A 21,357-nucleotide genomic window follows, 5' to 3' on the forward strand; every position below is an offset into this window, starting at 1 on the left:
ATTCCCAAGTATAATCAAATTAAGTTTAAATAACAAGGAGTGGAAAAGATGTTGTTAGAATTAAAGCGCATCCATGTACCACCAGGACAAACAGTAATATTGCAAGATGTCACCTGGACAGAATTAGAAACTATTCTTGAAGAATTAGGAGAACATCGTGCAGCGCGAATTGCTTATGACAAAGGAATATTAGAAATTATGGCACCATTACCAGAACATGAAGACGATAAAGAAATTATTAGTGATTTAGTTAAGGCTTTATTGGAAGAATTAGACATTGAATTTAGATGTCTTGGTTCTACCACATTTAAAAATCAATTTATGGAAAAAGGGATAGAACCTGATCAATGTTTTTATATTAAAAATGAAGCTTTAATTCGAGGAAAAAAGCGATTAGATCTAACAATAGATCCTCCACCAGATTTAGCCTTAGAAATTGATATTACTTCCCGCACTCATGCAAATATTTATCAAGCCTTAAAAGTTCCAGAATTATGGCGTTTTGAGAATAGTAATTTAAGAATAAATATCTTACAAGATGGGAATTATCTAGAATCTCAGTCAAGTTTAAATTTTCCTAATTTACCTTTAATTGCAGTAATTCCCCAATATCTTCAACAAAGTAAAACCGCAGGGAGAAATGCGACACTTAAAGCCTTTAGAAATTGGGTAAAACAGCAACAGTTATCCTCTGAGTCTAAATAAATGACAACAACATTTCTGGCAAAAATCATTACCATAGAAGAATTCTTAAAACTGGGTTTTATTGATGAGTCACCACCATGGGAATATATTAACACAGAAGCAATTCAAAAACCTATGGGCGGAGGTAAACACAGTTTATTACAAAAAAGATTAGTTGCAGTAATTGACACAGCAACAAGTGATTATGAAGCATTTCCAGAACTGCGGTGTAGCTGTGGTAATCGTTCCGTAGTTCCTGATATTGCAGTTATTGATAATAATCAAATACCATTAGATGAAAGCGGTGATATTATTAGCAGTGGGATTAATTTTGCACCAGATTGGGTAATTGAAATTCTGTCACCGGCTCAAAGTCAAACCAAGGTAACTGGCAATATTTTACATTGTATTAAACATGGTACTAAACTTGGATGGTTACTTGATCCAAATGAGCGTTCAATTTTAGTTTATCAGCCTCATAGTTTACCAGATTTATTAACTGGAACAGATATATTACCAGTTTTAGAAGGGGTAAATTTAACAATCACAGTTGAGGAAGTATTTGGTTGGTTGCAAAGGAAAAAGTGATATATTTAACCCTCAAAAATAACTTGATTATTCAACCAAACAACTAAATCAGCTTTACTGGTAAAATCTAACAACGCTAAACCTAAGTTCTCCAAATCTTCCACAGACAACTTATTAATTTTTACTTGTAAATCCTGACTAAATGCACCTATACGCCGTTCAAGTAGACGCATTAGACATCTCCGAGAATTAAATGTGCATGACCTGAAACCCTTGTAGATACGTTCCATGGAACGTATCTACAATCTTTTTCGGAGATGTCTATTACAAAATTGAAAATTACCTCATAACGAACTTCTTGATAATATCTGGTATTTTTTAAATCACTAATACTAAACATTCTTGCTAACTCCTGGGAACTGAGACGGGGTAATTTACAGGGCAAGCGCATCTTATTTTTAGAATGCTTACTGGACAAAGGTTTTGACGATTGTTAATTTTTGTAACTAAAGGTTGAAACCCTTGCTGGGCATGGATTACAGAATTTAGGTGCGTTTGCCCTGGGGTAATTTAGTTTAACCATCTGCAATATTTTGATTATTCAACCAAGTAACCAAATCAGCTTTACTGGTAAAATCAAACAAAGCTAAACCTAAATTCTCCAAATCTTCCACAGATAACTTATTGATTTTTACTTGTAAATCCTGACTAACTCCACCTATACGCCGTTCAATTATACGCATAGTGTAATTTAAAGCCTCCTCATAACGGACTTCTTGATAATATCTGGTATTTTTTAAATCACTAATACTAAACATTCTTGCTAACTCCTGGGGACTGAGACGGGGTAATTTATAGGAAATAATGGTCTGGATTAAATCTAACAAATTTTTCTGCAATCTTTCATCCGGTAAATCTGATCTTGCTTGTGATAATAAATTTCTCGCTAAAGCTGGAACTTCTTTTTCTTTCTCCACCACTAACTTAATAATACCTAATCCCAAGGATGTTTGTATATCCACCAGTTCATCCAAATATAACCGAGTTACCAAAGGACTTTCTAGCAAATAGCGATAGGGTTCTATTTCTGTGGGTTCTATACTACGTTTAGCAAATAAAACCACAGCTTGCCAGGGTGTAGTAGAAGCATAGAGATGTAAATAAAGAAAAATCTCTGAAAAAAAGCGAGAATAAAAATCCTCATCTCTTTGAAATTGTACCTCTACAAAATAAATAGGTATTTTTTCTTGATTATTTGTAGGTAGAAATACACCATCAATTCTAAACGCTGTTTGTTTTAGTTCTACAGAGGCAAAATCATAAGCATTTGCTTCACTAGGGGGTAAATTAATTCAAAAAAAGATTGCGGTAAGGTTTGAAAAATGCGATAAAAAATAGAATCGGTTTTCATGGATATTGCTATTAAATATTTTTGTAAATGTTGAGTTAAGAGGAACTATCAAACATGATACAATAGTAATCATGGAAAATATCATATTAACTTCAACACACTAACATTTAAACGAGGATGATTAATGGTCAAACCCTATACTGATGAGAATTTTCTTCAATTATCTGGAAAGTTTTAATTAACTAAAGATTGCATTCTGAAATTAACTTGAAGTAGTGATATAATGATATACAGGAATTATTGAAAACCAAAATATGTTAAAATACTTAACAATTACAGAAGCGCAAGAGCAACTTTTAGATTTACCAGATGATTTACAAGAAGAACCAATAATCATAACTAGGCATGGTAAACCCGTAATGGCGGCTATTAGTTTTGAGCAATATGAATCTTTGCTAGAAACATTAGCAATATTATTTGATCAGGAATTTAGTCAGCAGTTACAAGAAAGTATAGCTCAAGCAGACAGGGGAGAAACTATTAGTTGGAATGATGCAAAACTCAAACTCGGACTTTGATAAACCACAATCTGATCAAATTGAATTTGAAATTCAGTTAACACCTTTAGCTTTGGAGATGTTTGTGAATATTAAAGATAAACGTCACCAAAAAGCTTTGAGTTCAAAGATTGACAAATTAAAAATAGAACCTGAAAAACAGGGAAGACCTTTAACTGGACAGTTGATTAATTATCGTAGCGTTAGGGCTGTAGGACAACGCTACCGTATAATTTATCAAGTGGAAAAGGATAAAGTTGTGGTTTTAGTAGTTGGTGTAGGTTTAAGAAAAGAAGGTGATAAGGGAGATATTTATCATCTATTGCAGAAATTATTATAGTTTGTAATACGCAATTGAGGAAGTATCTGCTTGGTTGCAAAGGAAAAAGTGATAAATTTATGCAACACTATTTTTGATAAGAAAAATATTAAATATTCTTAAACCTATTCTAATATATGTGTCAAAGTTGGCAAGTAAACATAAGGCTGAAGTATCGAAGGGTTCCAACCGGTAGCCTCCTGAATAAATCCTCCTTTCTCTGCATACGTAGAATTCCAAAATTTATCTATTACTGGAAGTTCTAGTTAAGGAAATGTAGGTTGGGTTGAGCGATAGTGAAACCCAAAATTACCAAGGATTTTGTTGGGTTTCGTTCCTCAACCCAACCTACGATATAACAATGTTTTAGCCTTAACCGAACAGTATTGAATCCCAAGGATGTTTGTATATCCCTAGTTTAATTGGGTGCATATAGTCCAACAATTTTGATTCCCTGTTTTTCTTTTTCTGCTAGTTCTAAATTCAATGTCAGCAGTTTTTCTAATATGTCATCTTCTGGGGTGAATTTATAAGCGTCCATTACCAGTTTATCTAATTGTTGATGGAGTTTATAAAGTTGACTGCTGGGTTCGTTGAAGAATTTATTATATAATGTGGTGATTCCCCATTGTTTTGTTTCCATTTGTTGAGTTCGATATTGATGGAGTTCTTCGGCTTTGGTGCGGATTTTTTCTACTATTTGAATATCTGCTGTTTGCGGAAATGGGAAGGTTTCAAAACAGGTTGTATTAGTGTAGCGAGTTCTATCTTCTAAAGTTGAACTTTGCGCTTTTACCCACATTCGATGTAAATTAGATGTGAGAATCCCCAAAATATAAAAATCATCTGAAGCAATTACCATATTAGCTTCACAAGGTAAAATAGAAACATCCACAGGTGTAAAAATCACCCACTTAGCAATTTTTGGAATAGCGAAATAATAAGATAGAGAAGACATTGCTTGTCTCATAGCTGGTCTTTTTTCGCCAAATTTCCACCAATTAATTCTTCTTGCGTCTCTACGGTTTTGATCTCTTTCTGGTTTGACTTTTTCCTGTACACGCTGAAAAGGTAATTGATATTCACTTGCTTCTTCTATAGATAAATCATTAAGATCAATTACCCAATCTAATGTTAAACAGGAATTAATTAAAGTTTTACCATCAATCATGGGTTTTAAAACATCTGCATTTTTAGAATCAATTTTTATCCATTCTCTAGCTTCTTCTTCAGATATTATAAATCCTTTTCCACCAAGCGCACAAGACTCAAAAGAGAAATTTTTATTTGCTTGTAATTTTACAGCGTTTGTAACTGATATCTCACTTTTTAAAGAAGAGGTAATAAACGGAACTTCAACACTATCTAAAAAGTTTTGTTTTTGTTTTTCCTTTGTCCAATTAGCAATACTCACATGAACCGCAGCATCTCCAGACCAAGTTTGAGTAGAAATTGCATCATGAATAATTCCACCTTTACTAACAATATAATCTAAACTGGCTTTTCTCCCAGAAACCTGAGCAATAGAATTTGTACCGACTAATCCTCCTCTGCCTTTATCATCTAATAAATCAGCAGCTTTTCTAAACCAAAATACACAAAAATCTGGCTGTCCTTTAACATCTGGAAAAGCTTTATATAGCTTCTCTGCATATTCATCTCCTAATTCTATTCGTAGTTTTTTACCACCTAAAAATGGCGGATTTCCTATTATTGCATCAGCTTTTGGCCATTCACTAAATAAAGCATCTTGACAAACAATATTATTATCTAAAGTATCTAAAGGTAAAGCAGGTTCAGTTAACTGTAAATTATCAATAGCAATTTTTCGCGCTATCGTCAAAGTCACCCTTGCTAACTCTACCGCAAAAGGGTTTGTATCCATGCCATAAAATTGCAAAGGTGTTACTAAACCCATTTGCATTTGTTTATTTTTTGATTTACTCAAAGATTGAATTTTTTCTAATAACAATGTTTCAATTCTTTTTAATTCTTGATATGCTAAATAAAGAAAGTTACCCGAACCACAAGCCGGATCTAAAACACGATAACTTTGTAATTCTATTTGCAGTGATGAAAGTTCTTTAACTGTATTTGCAGTTTCTATCCTATCTTCCCAATAACGGCTAATTGTGGGACGGACAATTTTCATAATATCCACTTCGGAAGTATAATGAATTCCCCTCGCGTGACGTTCTTTTTTATCTACTGTTCCTTCAAATAAATTGCCAAAAATAGCCGGACGGACTTTACTCCAATTTTCTCGCGCTGACACATCTAAAAAATTTAATTCTTCTCTGGTTAATTCAATTGTATGAATTTGGGAAAATAAACCGCCGTTAAAATAATCCACTCCTTGATAACGTCCCGCTGGTGTTTTTCCTGGTTGATTCATTTCTCGAAATAAACCACCCAAAACATCATAGGAACTTGCACCATTCATACAATCTTGGACACAAGAAATAAACATATCACGGGGTAACAGTTGTCTCTTTTCCGCAAACATCGCTAAAACACATTGTAAAATAAATCGCTGTGCTGTTAACTTTTCAATTCCCCTATTTTCTAACTCTAATAATAATTCTCCCATGCGACGGGCAGCTTTCACAGTTACTTCTACTTGGTTATTTTGGAATACAGGCGTTTTTTGCCCTAATTCCATAAATGCCAATGCTCCTGACCGTTCCGGCAGTTGTTCCAGTGATATTTTATCTACAGGTGTATCTAATTGAATATCAAAATCAAAGATCCAAAATTCATCAAAATTACATAAAATCACATATTTAGGACGATTTGGGACTAACCGCATCCAATAATCAAAGGCTTGGGAATAATGTTTATTTAAGTCTTCTCCGCGTTTTTTCATTTCAATTAAAACGCGGGGTTTCCAAACTAAATCAGCAAAACCAGTTTTACCAGTTTTACTACTTTTTTTAATAGCTTCCTCATAAGTTGCACCAGCTTCTAAAGCACCTTCATGGCCAAAGGCACGAAAAAAGCGGTCGAGAAATGTTTGCGCTTCTTTGCGTTCCTGTCCGGTGATATGTTGGTTACAGAATTGTACGAATTTAGATAAACTTTCTGGTGTTGCTGATGTCATGAGAATAAAAAATATAAACCACCACTTTTAACTTTTAACTTTTGACTTAGAGGGTGTTTTAAAAGTATTAGATGAAACCGATAATCTCCAGAAACCTAACCCCCTTCCCTACCTCTCCCTAACCCTCTCCTACGAGGAGAGGGAAGCGGAAAAACTTTTGTTAGCTGGAATGGGGGTTTCAAAGCCTCTCCCCGCGTCGGGGAGAGGTTTGGAGAGGGGTTTATTTATACATTAAAAACTTTTCAAACAACCTCTTGTAAACTCCCCCTTCATTACAAAACGAAGGGGGATAAAACATTAAGCCGTGAAATACTTAGCCGCAGGGTGATAAGTAATAATCGCCGTTGTAGACTGTTCAGGATACAATTGCTCACTTTCATCCATGTGCATCTTCATCCTATCAACCCCCAACAACTCCAACTGCTTAAACTGATCCTGAATATTCGGACAAGCAGGATAGCCGAAACTATACCGAGAACCTTGATAACGCTGTGCTAACATATCCCGAATATTATCTGGTTCAGAATCACCAAAACCTAACTCCCTGCGGATTCTAGCGTGAGTCCATTCAGCCAAAGCCTCAGCCACCTGTACAGCCATACCATGAAAATACAGATAGTCAGTGTATTTATTATCGGCAAATAGCTTTTGTCCAAACTCCGTGGCAACTTCCCCCACAGTCACCGCTTGCATAGGGAAAACATCAATAATTCCCGACTCCTTAGGTGCAAAAAAATCTGCAATACATAACCGATTAAAAGACCTCTGACGGGGAAACTCAAAACTAACTCTTACCTCCGCGTCCTCCGCGTCTCTGCGGTTCGTTTCATAAATCAACAAACTATTCCCCACAGACTGACAAGGAAAATAGCCATAAATCACTTGAGGATGTAATAAATTCTCCTCAATAATGCGCTGTTTCCACTCTTCCAAAACTGGATAAACCTTATCAGCTAAAAACGCCTGATATTCCTCCTTAGATTGTTCCTTGGGCTTGCGGAATTGCCATTGTCCAGCCACCAAAGCTTGCAAATCTAAATACCAGAATAACTCCTCCAAAGAAATATCATCAGGTTGTAAAAACTGCGTTCCCCAAAAAGGTGGATTTGGACGTTCAATATCTACCGCTACTGCTTCAGAACGCCGAGTATCTTTTTCTTTTGGTTCAACAGGTGTTTTATCTTTAACAGGATTATCTACTGTTTCTTGATGTCCATTAGTTGATTCTGCAACTTCATCCAAAAATCCCGTTGAATCTTCCCAATTACCTGCTGTTTTTGCAGGCATTAACTTATCCATGAAATGCAAATCAGAAAACGCATCTTTGCCATAAATAACCTTACCTTTGTAGGTATTTTGGCAATCCTGATTCACAAACTTAGGAGTTAAAGCTGCACCACCTAAAATTACCGGGACAGTAATTCCCTTTTCATTAAAAGTTTGTAAATTCTCCTTCATGAAAGCGGTAGATTTTACTAACAAACCACTCATGGCAATACAATCAGGTTGATACTGTTCATAAGCTTGAATGATGTTTTCTACAGATTGCTTAATTCCCAGGTTAATCACCTTGTAACCATTGTTAGATAAAATGATATCTACCAGGTTTTTACCAATATCGTGAACATCACCTTTTACCGTGGCAATTACAAAAGTTCCTTTCGCATTATTCCCAGATTCCGACTTTTCCATAAACGGTTCTAAATAAGCAACCGCAGCTTTCATGGTTTCGGCAGATTGTAAGACAAAAGGTAATTGCATTTGTCCAGACCCGAACAATTCACCCACAACTTTCATTCCGTCTAACAAGAAAGTATTGATGATTTGTAAAGGAGGATATTGTTCTAAAGCTTTTGTCAATTGGGTTTCTAAACCAATGCGTTCACCGTCAATAACATGACGTTTTAAACGTTCTTCAATGGGTAAACTGGCATCAATTCCCGTATTCCGTTTAGTTTTGACTCCGGCAAAAATTGTGGTTAATTCTCCCAAAGGATCATAAATGCAGACATTACCATCAAATTTACGTTCATCATAAATTAATTGCCGACAAACTTCTTGATGTTGTGGTTCAATCTTAGCCAGTGGTAAAATTTTACTCGCGCTGACAATTGCTGCATCCATACCCGCTTGCATAGCTTCATGCAAAAACATCGAGTTTAGTACCATCCGCGAGGCGGGATTTAAGCCAAAAGAGATATTGGAAACGCCCAACATCACATGACATCCTGGCAATTCTTGGCGAATGCGGCGAATTGATTCAATGGTAGCTTTACCATTTTCCCGATCTTCTTCAATCCCAGTAGAAATCGGTAGAGCTAAAGTATCAAAGAATATTTCTGTAGGCGCAATCCCATATTCTACAGCTTGACGGTAAGCCCGTTGGGCAATTTGAAACTTTTTCTCTGCTGTCCGCGCCATACCATCTTCGTCAATTGTCCCAATAATGACACCAGCACCGTATTTTTTAGCTAATTCTAGCACTTTCAAAAATCGGTCTTCGCCATCTTCATAGTTGGTAGAATTGAGTAAACACTTACCACCAGCTACCTTTAAACCCGCTTCCATTTTTTCCCATTCGGTGGAATCCAGCATTAAAGGTAAAGTTACATTATTGACAACACGAGAAACTAACTCGTGCATATCACGTACGCCGTCACGTCCCACATAATCAACGTTGATATCAAGGATATGTGCGCCTTCTTTTACCTGACTCCGCGCCATTGAGACTAAACCATCCCAGTCTTCAGCGTTGAGTAAATCACGGCATTTTTTAGAACCACTGGCGTTAAGACGTTCACCGATAATCAAGAAAGAATTTTCTTGTTCATAGGGTTGAGTCGTATAAATTGATGCGGCTGATGGTTCTAAAATTGGTTGTCTAACTTTTGGTTTTAACTCGTGAGCAATTTCCGCCAATTGTTGAATATGTGCTGGTCGTGTCCCACAGCAACCCCCAATCACTTGGACACCCAAATCTTCGATAAAGTGCATTAACGCCATGCGTAATTCTATGGGCGTAAGTCTGTAATGTGCTTGACCGCCAACGTTTTCCGGTAAACCCGCATTGGGAATACAGGAAACTACGAAGGGGGAATGTTCTGATAAATACTTGATATGTGGTTTCATCAAGTCGGGACCAGTGGCGCAATTTAAGCCGAGAATATCAATGGGGTAAGATTCGAGGATAGTAACTACGGCGTTGATTTCTGTCCCTACCAGCATTGTTCCCATGCTTTCCATAGTTACAGACACCATTAAGGCTCTTCTTTCGCCTTTTTTGGCAAAAACTTCCTCAATCCCATTTAATGCGGCTTTAATTTGCAGCACGTCTTGGCAGGTTTCTACGAGGAATAAATCCACACCACCATCAAATAAGGCTTCTGCTTGTTCAGCAAAAGAGGCTTTCATGGTGTCAAAATCAATATGTCCCAAAGTGGGGAGTTTGGTGGTTGGACCAATAGAACCAGCTACAAATCGGGGTTTTTCCGGGGTGGAAAATTCCGCAGCCACACTTTTGGCAAGTTCGGCGGCTTTCTTCGTGAGATAGTAAGCTTGGTCTGCTAAGTCATATTCTGCTAAAACTATGGACATAGAGCCAAAGGTATCAGTTTCAATGACATCAGCGCCAGCAGCGAGAAAATCACGGTGAACCTTAGCGACGGCTTCGGGTTTGGTGTGGACTAGATACTCGTTACAGCCTTCATATTGTGCGCCTCCAAAATCTTCAGCGGTAAGATTTTGGGTTTGCAGGTTTGTACCCATTGCACCGTCAAAGACGATAACGGGACGTTCAGGACTATGTAGGTGTTTGAGAAAGGGATGGGTCATAATTGTGTGAAAGAATAGAGTTATTTTTGTAATACTAGACTTAATTTACAGCAGGAGTCAGAAGTCAGGAGTCAGGAGTCAGGAGGAAGAAAATTATTTACCAATTACCAATTACCTGTTCCCTGTTCCCTGTTCCCTGTTCCCTGTTCCCTGTTCCCTGTTCCCTGTTCCCTGTTCCCTACTTAAAATAGTGAAACTTTCAGATTTAAGCAGTCCATTACCGAAAACAGTATCTACTACCATGTCTGTTAATTTTAAACTCTACGAAGGCAAAGCTAAAATTCTTTACGCAACAGATGATCCAGAGATTTTGTTGGCTGATTTTAAAGATGATGCTACAGCTTTTAACGCTCAAAAACGGGGCAGCATTCAAAACAAGGGCATGATTAACTGTAGTATTTCTAGTCAACTGTTCCAACAATTGGCAATCCAGGGGATTAAAACTCATTTTATTGATAGTCCAGCCCCCAATTTGATGAGAGTCAAAGCTGTAAAAATTATCCCCTTAGAAGTAGTGGTGAGAAATATTGCCGCTGGTAGCCTGTGTCAACAAACTGGGTTAGCGCTAGGGACTGTGTTATCACGGCCTTTGGTGGAATTTTATTATAAAGATGATAATCTAGGTGATCCTTTACTGACAAGCGATCGCTTATTTCTCCTAGAATTAGCCACACCGGAACAAGTTGCTCAAATTACTCATCTTGCATTGGAAATCAACGAATTTCTGAAGCAGTTTTGGGAAAAATGCCAAATTACCTTAGTGGACTTTAAACTTGAATTTGGCGTGGATTCACAACAGCAAGTGCTTTTAGCCGACGAAATTAGTCCCGATACCTGTCGTTTATGGGACATAGCCGAAACCGATACTAACCGCCGCATTATGGATAAAGACCGTTTTCGTCGGGACTTAGGAAACGTAGAAAATGCCTATCAGGAGGTTTTGCAGAGAGTATTAAAAGTAGTAGAAAGCTCCAAAGCTGAGTAAGTAAATTTTCCAGTGATTAACAATAATGGTGTGTGGTAGTGAAGAGAAATATGATTAAAAAACATTTAACACCCGGATTAATGGCCATGGTGGCCATGACCGTCCCTTTAGCAATTGCTGTCAAAGCAAATGCCCAAACTACTGATAGTCACCCACAGACCACAGAAGTTTTGACAGTAGCAACAAACCAGCCAGAAACACAGAATCTTGTCAAAGGTGATGCTAGTGAAAATCCAGCATCTTATCCCCTGGTAGCACCAATAGTTGGAGAAAGAGAATCTCACAAATTTTCCCCTCTTATTAAAGCTTTAAAGTCCAACTCAGCATCAGTAGATCAGGGATCTATCGTTGTCCCAAAAGCCACAATAACTCCCATTACAGCAAAGGCCGAACCGACTCGGAAAAAACCAAATCCTTCCACAACAGCCCCCACAACCATAAAAAAGGGATCTGAGGTTGTCCCCAAACGGACAATAGTTCCTAAAAAAACACCAGTTCCCCTAGTAAAACCGACTCAACCACCTGCGACTGAATCCAATCAAGAAAAACTAAATCCGCCAACAGTAGCACCCACACCCAATCCAGAAGCAACCGAAGCCCGCGTATTGGTGTCAGAGGTAGTTATTAAATCAGAAACAGGACAAATCACCGCGGAACTAGAAAACCAAGTTTATAAAGTAATTCGCACCCAAGCTGGACAAACAACCACCCGTTCCCAACTGCAAGAAGATATCAGTGCGATTTTTAGAACTGGGTTTTTCTCCAATGTCCAAGCATTTCCAGAAGATACCCCCCTTGGTGTGCGGGTAAGTTTTATTGTTACCCCCAATCCCATTCTCTCTAAAGTAGAATTAGAAGCCAATCCTGGTACGGGTGTAGCCTCTGTCCTTCCTGCTGCCACAGCCAACGAAATATTTAGCAGTCAATATGGCAAAATTCTCAACTTGCGGGAATTAAACGAAGGCATTCAGAAATTAACCAAACTTTATCAAGACCAAGGTTATGTACTTGCCAACTTAGTTGGAGCGCCCAAAGTCTCAGAAAATGGCGTTGTCACCCTCCAAGTAGCAGAAGGGGTTGTAGAAAGCGTTAAAGTCCGATTTCGGAACAAAGATGGTGAGTTCGTAGACGACAAAGGCAACCCAATTCGCGGACGGACAAAGGATTATATTATTACACGGGAATTAGAATTAAAATCAGGAACAGTATTCAATCGAAATACAGTACAGAGAGATTTAGCGCGAGTATATGGACTTGGATTATTTGAACCACCTGATACTGAGCCTATATCCCTTGCTCCTGGTAGTGACCCCAGTAAGGTAAATGTACTAGTAAATGTAACTGAGCGTAATAGCGGTTCTATTGCTGCTGGGGCGGGAATTAGCTCTGCTAGTGGTTTATTTGGAACTATCAGCTATCAGCAGCAAAACCTGGGGGGTAGAAACCAAAAATTGGGGACGGAGTTACAGTTAGGAGAACGAGAACTACTATTTGACCTGCGCTTTACTGATCCTTGGATTGCTGGTGATCCTTATCGCACTTCATATACGACAAATATTTTCCGTCGTCGTTCTGTTTCCTTGATTTTTGAAGGTAAAGATAAGAGTATTGATACCTTTGATCCTAACAATATTACGGATACAAATCAACAAGATCGCCCCCGGATTACCCGGTTAGGTGGTGGTGTCACCTTTACCCGTCCCCTTTCCCGCAATCCTTTCAAAAATTCCGAGTGGCTGGCTTCCGCTGGACTCCAGTATCAACGGGTTTCCGGTCGTGATGCTGACGGTAATTTGAGAAAGGAAGGAGCGATATTTAATAGTAGTGGAAATATCATCAGTGATAGAACTCCTCTCACTCTTTCGTCTTCAGGAGAAGATGATTTATTACTATTGAAGCTGGGCGCACAAAGGGATCTCCGCAATAATTCCTTACAACCCACCAAAGGTTCTTTCCTCAGCTTTGGAGTTGATCAATCTGTACCTATAGGCACAGGTAGTGTTTTTATGACTAGGCTTAGGGGTAACTATAGTCAGTATCTACCGATTAAATTACTTAGCTTTAGCAAAAAACCCCAAACTTTGGCATTTAACCTGCAAGGGGGGACAATCTTTGGGGATGTACCTCCCTATGAAGCCTTTACCATAGGTGGTAGTAATTCAGTTCGCGGGTATGATGAGGGCAGATTAGGCACGGGTAGTAAGTATGTCCAAGCTGCTGTTGAATATCGCTTTCCGGTTTTCTCGGTTGTCAGTGGCGCACTATTTTTTGACTATGGTAGTGACTTGGGAAGTAGTACCCAATCTGCACAATTGTTAAAGAAAAATGGCAATGGCTATGGCTATGGTTTAGGTTTGCGGATACAATCTCCACTTGGACCAATTCGCATAGATTACGGTGTCACTGATGAAGGTGATAGTCGGATCAATTTTGGCATTGGGGAAAGATTTTAAATTGGTCAGTAGGGGCGAAGCATTTGGAAGATAAATTATCGGTCATTGCCAAAAAATAGTTCTCCAAATGCTTCGCCCGTACAGTTGTCAGTGGTCAGTAGGGGCGAAGCATTTGGAAGATAAATTATCGGTCATTGCAAAAATAGTTCTCCAAATGCTTCGCCCGTACAGTTGTCAGTGGCTAAGAATTTTACTTCTGACTCGTGAATTCTGACTTCTGTACCTTAATAATATTTAATATTTTTCAGACAAGAATAATCAGAGTTTTGAGCAATACTAACTACAATATTTGGATTGTTAGATGATGCAGCAACATACTTTAGCTGGGGAAATTACTCAGACTGGTGTGGGGTTACACAGTGGGGTCAATACTCAAGTACGAATATTACCAGCACCACCAGGAAGTAATCGTTTTTTTGTCCGGGTAGATTTACCGAATTCACCAATTATTCCCGCCCAAGTTGCGGCTGTGAGTCAGACTGTGCTTTCTACTCAATTGGGTAAGGGTCAAGTCTGTGTTCGCACTGTGGAACATTTATTAGCTGCTTTGGCGGCTATGGGGGTGGATAATGCCAGAATTGAAATTGATGGACCGGAAGTACCGCTTTTAGATGGTTCTGCTCAAGTTTGGTGTGAAAGAATTGCTGAAGTTGGTTTATTTGCCCAAATGGTGAGTAATTTACCTGCACCTGTCGTTATTACCGAACCGATTTGGATTTATGAAGGTGATACTTTTGTTTGCGCCCTACCGGCACCAGAAACCAGATTTAGCTATGGGATAGATTTTAATTTGGCGGCAATTGGTAATCAATGGCACAGTTGGTTATTAACGACAAGTTTAGAAAAATCTTCTGCTGACTTTGCTTCAGAAATTGCGCCAGCACGGACTTTTGGGTTACAGCATCAAATCGAACATCTGCAAAAGTCGGGATTAATTAAAGGTGGTAGTTTGGCTAATGCCCTAGTTTGTGGGGTGGAAGGTTGGCTAAATCCACCATTACGATTTGCAAATGAACCAGTTCGTCATAAAATCTTGGATCTAGTCGGAGATTTAAGTTTACTGGGAATTTTCCCTGTTGCTCATTTTTTGGCTTACAAAGCTAGTCATAATTTACACATTCAACTGGCACGGAAAATTTTAGAACTGATCTAAAATTCCCAAATTTACCCATCTTAGTGTTTAATTATTCAAACAACGTACCACTAATGTCCACTATTACCGAACCTAATTCCCAGGAATTGAATACATCAAGTGAGGATAATGTCAATCCACAGACTATAAAAACTACCTTTAGTATTGAGGAAATTCAGGAACTCTTACCTCATCGCTATCCATTTTTACTGGTAGATCGGATTATTGATTATGTACCTGGTAAAAAAGCCGTGGGTATTAAAAATGTTACCTTTAATGAACCCCAATTTCAAGGGCATTTTCCAGGGCGATCGCTGATGCCAGGTGTGCTAATTATCGAAGCCATGGCACAAGTCGGTGGGATTGTGATGACGCAAATGCCGGAATCAAAAGGAGGACTATTTGTCTTTGCTGGTATTGATAAAGTCCGTTTCCGTCGGCAAATTGTTCCTGGAGATCAACTGGTAATGACGGTGGAACTGTTGTGGGTGAAGCAGCGTCGGTTCGGGAAAATGAAAGGACGAGCGGAAGTTGATGGACAATTGGCCGCTGAAGGAGAACTAATGTTTTCTTTGATTAGTTAAAATTTATTATACCATAACAGGATTTTAGATTTTCGCCCTCACACATAACTGAACTTTGCCCGACACGTTTCTTAATTGAATAAATTAGCAAGTAGCACTTAGTTTTGGAGATTCACCTTTGAAAACACTTATTCATCCAACTGCTGTCATCCATCCTAATGCGGAACTCCACTCAACAGTGCAAGTCGGCGCTTATGCTGTGATCGGCGAGAATGTTAGAGTTGGTGCAGACACTGTAATTGGCGCTCATGTCGTCCTAGAAGGCCTTTGTGAAATTGGTACGGGAAATCAGATTTTTCCCGGTGCAGCTATCGGTATGCAGCCCCAGGATCTCAAATACGTGGGAGAACCGACTTGGGTAAAAATTGGTAACAATAATTCCATCCGTGAATACGTGACGATTAACCGCGCTACTGGCAGGGGTGAAGCGACGGTAATCGGTAATGGCAATTTATTAATGGCTTATGTTCATGTAGGTCATAATTGCCTGATTAAAGATTCTGTCATTATTGCTAATTCTGTAGCATTGGCGGGTCATGTACATATTGAATCACGAGCTAGACTGAGCGGCGTTTTAGGTGTGCATCAATTTGTTCACATAGGAACTATGTCTATGGTGGGCGGAATGACACGCATTGATAGGGATGTCCCTCCTTATATGTTGGTGGAAGGAAATCCGGCGAAAGTGCGATCGCTCAATTTGGTAGGATTAAAACGTTCGGAAATGGCTGCTAGTGATTTCCAATTAATTAAAAAAGCTTTCCGTCTTCTCTATCGTTCTGATTTCCTATTTAAAGATGCTTTACAAGAGTTAGAAAATTTAGGAGATTCAGAACAATTAAAACATCTTCGCCGTTTTTTACTCCTTTCCCAAATGCCCGGAAGACGCGGTTTAATTCCCGGAAAGGGCAGAAAATCTGTCAGTGATGAATAATGAATAGTCAGTTAGATGTAGGGACGGGGTTTTCCCGTCCTTAAAGTTTACCAGTTACTCTGTTTTTGTCGGACGAATATGGATTTAATGAACCACGAAGGAGCGAAGGCAGCGAAGGAAGAAAAGAAGAAGAAGAAGAAGAAGAAGAAAGTAGGTAATTTTCAACTGGGAAAGGGCGTAAAAATCTCAAATCTAAAGTTTTAAAATGCGGATATTTATTAGCACTGGCGAAGTTTCTGGGGATTTACAGGGTTCGCTTTTGATTGCAGCACTGCAACGTCAAGCTGTTGTTACGGGTTTGATATTGGAAATTATCGCTTTGGGTGGGGAGAAAATGGCGGAAGCTGGGGCGAAAATTTTGGGGGATACTAGCGGTATTGGTTCAATGGGTTTGATTGAGTCTTTGCCTTATGTTATCCCTACTTTAAGGGTACAACGCCAAGCGATCGCTTACTTAAAGAAAAATCCCCCTGATTTAGTAGTCTTAATTGACTATATGGGGCCAAATCTGGGAATTGGCACATTTATGAGGGAAAATTTGCCAGATGTACCTGTGGCTTATTATATCGCTCCTCAAGAGTGGGTATGGTCTATGAGTTTTCAGAATACCAACCGCATTGTTGGTTTTACAGATAAACTATTAGCAATTTTCCCTGAAGAAGCGCGATATTATCAGCAAAATGGGGCAAAGGTTTGTTGGGTAGGACATCCTTTAATTGATAGAATGGCAAATGCACCAAATCGAGAAATTGCCAGAGAGAAATTAGGAATTAAACCCGCAGAAATCGCAATTACCCTGTTACCAGCTTCCCGTCATCAAGAATTAAAATATCTTTTACCAATGATTTTTCAAGCTGCCCAAAATATCCAATCTAAATTACCAAATGTCCATTTTTGGATTCCTCTATCTTTGGAAACATTTAGACAACCAATTACAGCAGCAATTAAAGATTACGGTTTAAAAGCTACACTAGTATCAGATCAACAAAAGGATATTTTTGCTGCGGCTGATTTCGCAATTACTAAATCGGGAACTGTCAATTTAGAACTTGCATTATTAAATGTCCCCCAAGTTGTAGTTTATTGTCTTCATCCCATTACTGCTTGGATTGTGCGTCATATTCTTAAAGGTTCAATTCCCTTTGCTTCTCCAGTAAATTTAGTTGTCATGCGGGAAATTGTTCCCGAATTTTTACAGGAACAAGCCACAGCCGATAATATTGTTGAAGCAGCCATGGAATTGTTATTAAATCCTGAAAAAAGACAAAAAACTTTATTAGATTATCAAGAAATGCGCCATTGTTTGGGAGAATTGGGAGTATGCGATCGCACTGCAAAAGAAATTTTAGCAATGAAAAAGTAGATAATAGTTAAAATGGCAAAAACCCGACCAATTGCAGTTGACTTGTTTGCAGGTGCAGGAGGAATGACGTTAGGCTTTGAACAAGCTGGTTTTGATATTCTGGCATCTGTGGAAATAGATCCAATTCATTGTGCAATCCATAAATTTAACTTTCCCTTTTGGACGGTGATCTGTAAAAGTGTAGAAGAGACAACAGGGAAGGAAATTAGGAATAGTTCTCAAATTGCTAATCAAGAAATTGATGTGGTTTTTGGTGGTCCACCATGTCAAGGTTTTTCATTAATGGGAAAACGTTCTTTTGATGATCCAAGAAACTCTTTAGTTTTCCATTTTATTAGATTGGTTGTAGAATTACAACCCAAGTTTTTTGTATTAGAAAATGTCAAAGGAATGACAGTAGGAAAACACCAAGAATTTATTGCTGAAATCATTAATCAATTTACTGAAAGTGGTTATCAAGTTGATGCAAATTATCAAGTTTTAAATGCAGCTAATTATGGAGTACCACAAAATCGGGAAAGATTATTTTTACTAGGTGCGCGTGAAGATTTAGAATTACCGAAATATCCAGAAAAGATGATATTCCCTAATCTAAAATCTCCTACAGTTTGGGACGCATTACAAGATTTACCAGTCATAGAAAACTATCCAGAATTATATCAACAAGATTGGATATTAACTGAATTTAGTAAACCTAGTAATTATGCTAAAAAACTGCGTAATCTGGCAACTGCAAAAAATAACTATGCCTATAAACGTCAATATGATCTGACCTTACTAACATCAAGTTTAAGAAGCAAACATTCACCTGAATCTATGGAAAGATTTGCATCAACACCTCATGGTAAAATTGAATCAATTAGTCGTTTTCATAAACTTGATCCTCATGGTTTATGTAATACTTTAAGAGCCGGAACACCCAGTAATAAAGGTGCATTTACTTCTCCTCGTCCCATCCATCCTTTTATCCCCAGATGTATCACTGTCAGGGAAGCTGCACGGTTACATTCCTATCCTGATTGGTTTAGATTTCATCCCACAAAATGGCATGGTTTTCGACAAATTGGTAATTCTGTTCCTCCGCTTTTAGCGCAAGCAGTCGCAGAGGAAATTATTAGAGTTTTAGATATCACATCTTCTCAAGGTCAAGGTGTTAAAAAATTAGGGGACATTAGTTTATTGAAACTTAATATGTCAACAGCCGCAAAATATTTTGGAGTCAATCCTCATGTTATAGAACCGAGAACTAGGAAAAAATGAATTTTTGGCATTTATTTAGCGCATTTATTTAGCTAATATAGTAATTTTACTGTGGCTGCATTAATTATTTGATTATTATAAATCCAATATGGAAGAACCAGATTTAATCTCAGATGCGGCTAATATTCGAGAGATATATTTTCCAGAGATATCTCCTAATCCTAACAGACCATTTCCGAAAGGTAATATTGCTATTGTCGAGGTACGATTAGAAGATGGTAAAGCTTTTGGAATGGGTGCAACATCTAGAGCCAACAGTCCAGCACCTCTACCAGAACCTAAGTCAAGGGGGGGAAATTTTGAACCTGCTGTAGATTCTCACTCAAAACGTATTATGGATACTGATGCGGAATATAAGGTTTTGTCAGCCATTGCAGAAACTTTAGAATTTATCTACAATAAGGATAATAACCGCGTTAGAGGGCAACTGTATCTTTACACAGAAAGAAAACCTTGTGAAAGTTGTCAAGGTGTTATAAATCAATTTGAGCAAAGATTTCCTGAGATAAAAATAACTATCTCCTGGACATATCCTTATCCTCCGAGTAGCAATTAACTATGACATTCATATTGCATGAAGTTGAAAAGTCTCCTCTCATTTTATCTGCTAAAATTCCTGATTCTTTACGTTTAGTCATAGAGAGAATTCATGGATGTTCTTATGCAGAATTATATGAAGAAAAAAACATTCAGGGAATAAGTTTAGAAAATTCTTTAATCAAAGTATTTGATGCAATAGAAAAAGAGAAAAATAGCTTAGATATAAGTTATTGCTATTTTTTTATGGCTATAGTTATGGGAATCGCTGTACAACCAACGATTAAAACTTATTTACCCGGTGAGACAGCTCGTTTTAATCGTGAAACAATAACTGGTAATATATTTCAGTATCTTTTTCGAGATTGGATATATTCTCAACATAATTATCAGCCATATTTTAACGATAATTATCAGCCAAATTTAAACGTTTCATTTCGGGATTATCAGAATTATTTGCGACAATATCAAGCACTGGATGAAGCTGTTGATGTTTTTGAGAATATGCTGCAAGTGCTGGAGTCTGTGAAAACCAGAGCAGCCATATTAAATATATTAGATGATTGCTTCCAGGGTTATGCTATTTTTCCAGGATCACAAGGTAGACGGGAACTTTTTGATTGGTGGTTATTAGATGTTGTTCCCTCTGTTTTTTGTGGACGTTTACCTAAAAGTATTCATACTTTAAAGGGAGTTGGTAAAATGACTCAACATATTACTAAAATACGGGACTATTTTTTTAAAGTAGTCGGGAATAATCAGTCTCAAGGAAATACAAATTTGGAAAAACAAGATTTGTTGTTAAGATTTTTGGCTTCTGATAAATAATATTAATATCTATCCCCAAATAATTTCCATATTTAAAATAAATCTTGGTTAAATATTTTCAACTGATGATTTTTGAGAAAAGCTTATTGCTATGTTTGAACTGACAATATATGAAGGTGAAGTAAGAATCGTGCAGGAGAAACATTACAAGTTTGTTCCAGCCGATCAAATTTCTGAAACCGATTTACAAAATTATAGGAATTATACATAATGAAGAAGTAAATTGGAGTCAAGAGATTGTTAAAATTATGATGCAGAATAACTTTATTTATGAACATTGAAGAATTTTTTGAATTAAGTGCTGGAAAGTGGTTTTCTCATCGCACTAGTCACCATTTAGCTTTTAAGCAGTCAGAAGACGGCAAATCAGACATCGTGATTGAGATGTTAGCCGCTGATCATCCAGAAGTAATCAAACTGTGTGAACAGTATGAAATTGCGGCTCATACAGCTTCCTGTGGGGCGCGAGTTACCTGGAATGGCACAATGGAATGGGACGAAGAAAAACACCAGGGTTCGACCGTTTTAGCCACAGTCCCGAATGCAGATAACCCAGATGAAGGTAAATTACTCCGAGAAATGGGTTATGCCGAAAAAGCTCCCGTTGCTGGTAGCTATAAAATCGGTGATGATGGGGCTTTAACTCTGATTACTGAGTATGAAACCATGTGGTCTGAAGAAAGGCTATGGTTTGCCAGTCCTAACTTGCGGATGCGAGTAAGTGTTCTGAAGCGGTTTGGTGGCTTTAGTATGGCTTCCTTCACCTCTGAAATCCGCATGGGTAGCACGGATGCTTCTAAAAAGGCTACGGAAGCCGCTAATTCAATTAACGCACCCACAAATTAAAACCTTAAACTACAATATTGAGGCTGGTAATTGATAATTGACAACTATTACCTGCCTCTATATCA

The 21,357-nt window shown here is 38.0% G+C and carries 19 protein-coding genes and 1 pseudogene; 15 read left to right on the plus strand and 5 right to left on the minus strand.

The window, feature by feature from the left end; genetic code table 11:
* The first annotated feature begins 48 nt into the window (after nt 1-48).
* Entirely contained in the window at nt 49-705 is a 657-nt protein-coding gene (locus HGD76_RS21395) for a Uma2 family endonuclease (protein WP_148764536.1), read from the plus strand.
* On the plus strand, nt 706-1,272 hold the full coding sequence (locus HGD76_RS21400; protein WP_168696969.1) for a Uma2 family endonuclease: 567 nt from the start codon (nt 706-708) through the stop codon (nt 1,270-1,272).
* A gap of 5 nt (nt 1,273-1,277) precedes the next feature.
* Here HGD76_RS21400 and HGD76_RS21405 read toward each other — a convergent pair whose 3' ends face one another.
* The 3 genes and pseudogenes from HGD76_RS21405 to HGD76_RS26330 all read right to left on the minus strand — a co-directional run.
* Nucleotides 1,278-1,445, minus strand: coding sequence for a DUF4351 domain-containing protein (locus tag HGD76_RS21405; RefSeq protein WP_168696970.1), 168 nt, complete (start codon nt 1,443-1,445; stop codon nt 1,278-1,280).
* Between the two features lie 342 nt (nt 1,446-1,787).
* Complete coding sequence (locus HGD76_RS26325; RefSeq protein WP_300006171.1) at nt 1,788-2,030, minus strand: DUF4351 domain-containing protein; 243 nt, start codon at nt 2,028-2,030, stop codon at nt 1,788-1,790.
* A 15-nt stretch (nt 2,031-2,045) separates the two neighbouring features.
* Nucleotides 2,046-2,623: pseudogene (locus HGD76_RS26330) on the minus strand (Rpn family recombination-promoting nuclease/putative transposase); the annotation flags it as partial.
* Between the two features lie 254 nt (nt 2,624-2,877).
* Here HGD76_RS26330 and HGD76_RS21415 point away from each other — a divergent pair.
* A complete protein-coding gene (locus tag HGD76_RS21415; protein ID WP_168631933.1) occupies nt 2,878-3,141 on the plus strand; it encodes a type II toxin-antitoxin system Phd/YefM family antitoxin in 264 nt (87 codons plus the stop codon).
* Nucleotides 3,113-3,460, plus strand: a complete 348-nt coding sequence (locus tag HGD76_RS21420) for a type II toxin-antitoxin system RelE family toxin (protein WP_233466952.1) — start codon at nt 3,113-3,115, stop codon at nt 3,458-3,460. The genes HGD76_RS21415 and HGD76_RS21420 overlap by 29 nt, the downstream gene beginning before the upstream one ends.
* A 397-nt stretch (nt 3,461-3,857) precedes the next feature.
* On the opposite strand, the gene HGD76_RS21425 is transcribed toward HGD76_RS21420, so the two are convergent.
* Together HGD76_RS21425 and metH are read right to left on the minus strand one after the other, a co-directional pair.
* Nucleotides 3,858-6,539, minus strand: a complete 2,682-nt coding sequence (locus HGD76_RS21425; RefSeq protein ID WP_168696971.1) for a DNA methyltransferase — start codon at nt 6,537-6,539, stop codon at nt 3,858-3,860.
* A gap of 297 nt (nt 6,540-6,836) precedes the next feature.
* Nucleotides 6,837-10,370: a methionine synthase gene (metH, locus tag HGD76_RS21430; RefSeq protein WP_168696972.1), complete on the minus strand. Its 3,534-nt coding sequence runs from the start codon at nt 10,368-10,370 to the stop codon at nt 6,837-6,839.
* A gap of 241 nt (nt 10,371-10,611) precedes the next feature.
* Between metH and purC the strand changes: the two genes are divergently transcribed.
* From purC to HGD76_RS21485, 11 genes are all read left to right on the plus strand, one after another.
* Complete coding sequence (gene purC / locus HGD76_RS21435; RefSeq protein ID WP_168696973.1) at nt 10,612-11,355, plus strand: phosphoribosylaminoimidazolesuccinocarboxamide synthase; 744 nt, start codon at nt 10,612-10,614, stop codon at nt 11,353-11,355.
* 50 nt (nt 11,356-11,405) lie between these two features.
* Nucleotides 11,406-13,808 carry a BamA/TamA family outer membrane protein gene (locus tag HGD76_RS21440; RefSeq protein WP_168696974.1) on the plus strand — a complete coding sequence of 801 codons (2,403 nt, stop codon included), beginning with the start codon at nt 11,406-11,408 and terminating at the stop codon, nt 13,806-13,808.
* A 67-nt stretch (nt 13,809-13,875) separates the two neighbouring features.
* A complete protein-coding gene (locus tag HGD76_RS21445; protein WP_233466953.1) occupies nt 13,876-14,022 on the plus strand; it encodes a hypothetical protein in 147 nt (48 codons plus the stop codon).
* A 90-nt stretch (nt 14,023-14,112) separates the two neighbouring features.
* A complete protein-coding gene (gene lpxC, locus HGD76_RS21450; RefSeq protein ID WP_148767008.1) occupies nt 14,113-14,961 on the plus strand; it encodes a UDP-3-O-acyl-N-acetylglucosamine deacetylase in 849 nt (282 codons plus the stop codon).
* Nucleotides 14,962-15,014: 53 nt separating this feature from the next.
* On the plus strand, nt 15,015-15,524 hold the full coding sequence (gene fabZ / locus HGD76_RS21455) for a 3-hydroxyacyl-ACP dehydratase FabZ (RefSeq protein ID WP_015083388.1): 510 nt from the start codon (nt 15,015-15,017) through the stop codon (nt 15,522-15,524).
* 118 nt (nt 15,525-15,642) lie between these two features.
* The gene (lpxA, locus tag HGD76_RS21460; protein WP_168696975.1) at nt 15,643-16,458 is read left to right on the plus strand and encodes an acyl-ACP--UDP-N-acetylglucosamine O-acyltransferase; all 816 of its coding nucleotides are present in this window, start codon (nt 15,643-15,645) and stop codon (nt 16,456-16,458) included.
* A gap of 205 nt (nt 16,459-16,663) precedes the next feature.
* On the plus strand, nt 16,664-17,821 hold the full coding sequence (gene lpxB / locus HGD76_RS21465) for a lipid-A-disaccharide synthase (protein WP_168696976.1): 1,158 nt from the start codon (nt 16,664-16,666) through the stop codon (nt 17,819-17,821).
* Nucleotides 17,822-17,833: 12 nt separating this feature from the next.
* On the plus strand, nt 17,834-19,081 hold the full coding sequence (locus HGD76_RS21470; protein ID WP_168696977.1) for a DNA cytosine methyltransferase: 1,248 nt from the start codon (nt 17,834-17,836) through the stop codon (nt 19,079-19,081).
* An 88-nt stretch (nt 19,082-19,169) separates the two neighbouring features.
* On the plus strand, nt 19,170-19,637 hold the full coding sequence (locus HGD76_RS21475; protein WP_168696978.1) for a deaminase domain-containing protein: 468 nt from the start codon (nt 19,170-19,172) through the stop codon (nt 19,635-19,637).
* Between the two features lie 2 nt (nt 19,638-19,639).
* Entirely contained in the window at nt 19,640-20,446 is an 807-nt protein-coding gene (locus HGD76_RS21480; protein ID WP_168696979.1) for a hypothetical protein, read from the plus strand.
* Nucleotides 20,447-20,716: 270 nt separating this feature from the next.
* Complete coding sequence (locus HGD76_RS21485) at nt 20,717-21,292, plus strand: phycobiliprotein lyase (protein ID WP_015083381.1); 576 nt, start codon at nt 20,717-20,719, stop codon at nt 21,290-21,292.
* The last annotated feature ends 65 nt before the right edge of the window (nt 21,293-21,357 follow it).

It is taken from the genome of Dolichospermum flos-aquae CCAP 1403/13F (assembly GCF_012516395.1).
Classification (GTDB): domain Bacteria; phylum Cyanobacteriota; class Cyanobacteriia; order Cyanobacteriales; family Nostocaceae; genus Dolichospermum; species Dolichospermum lemmermannii.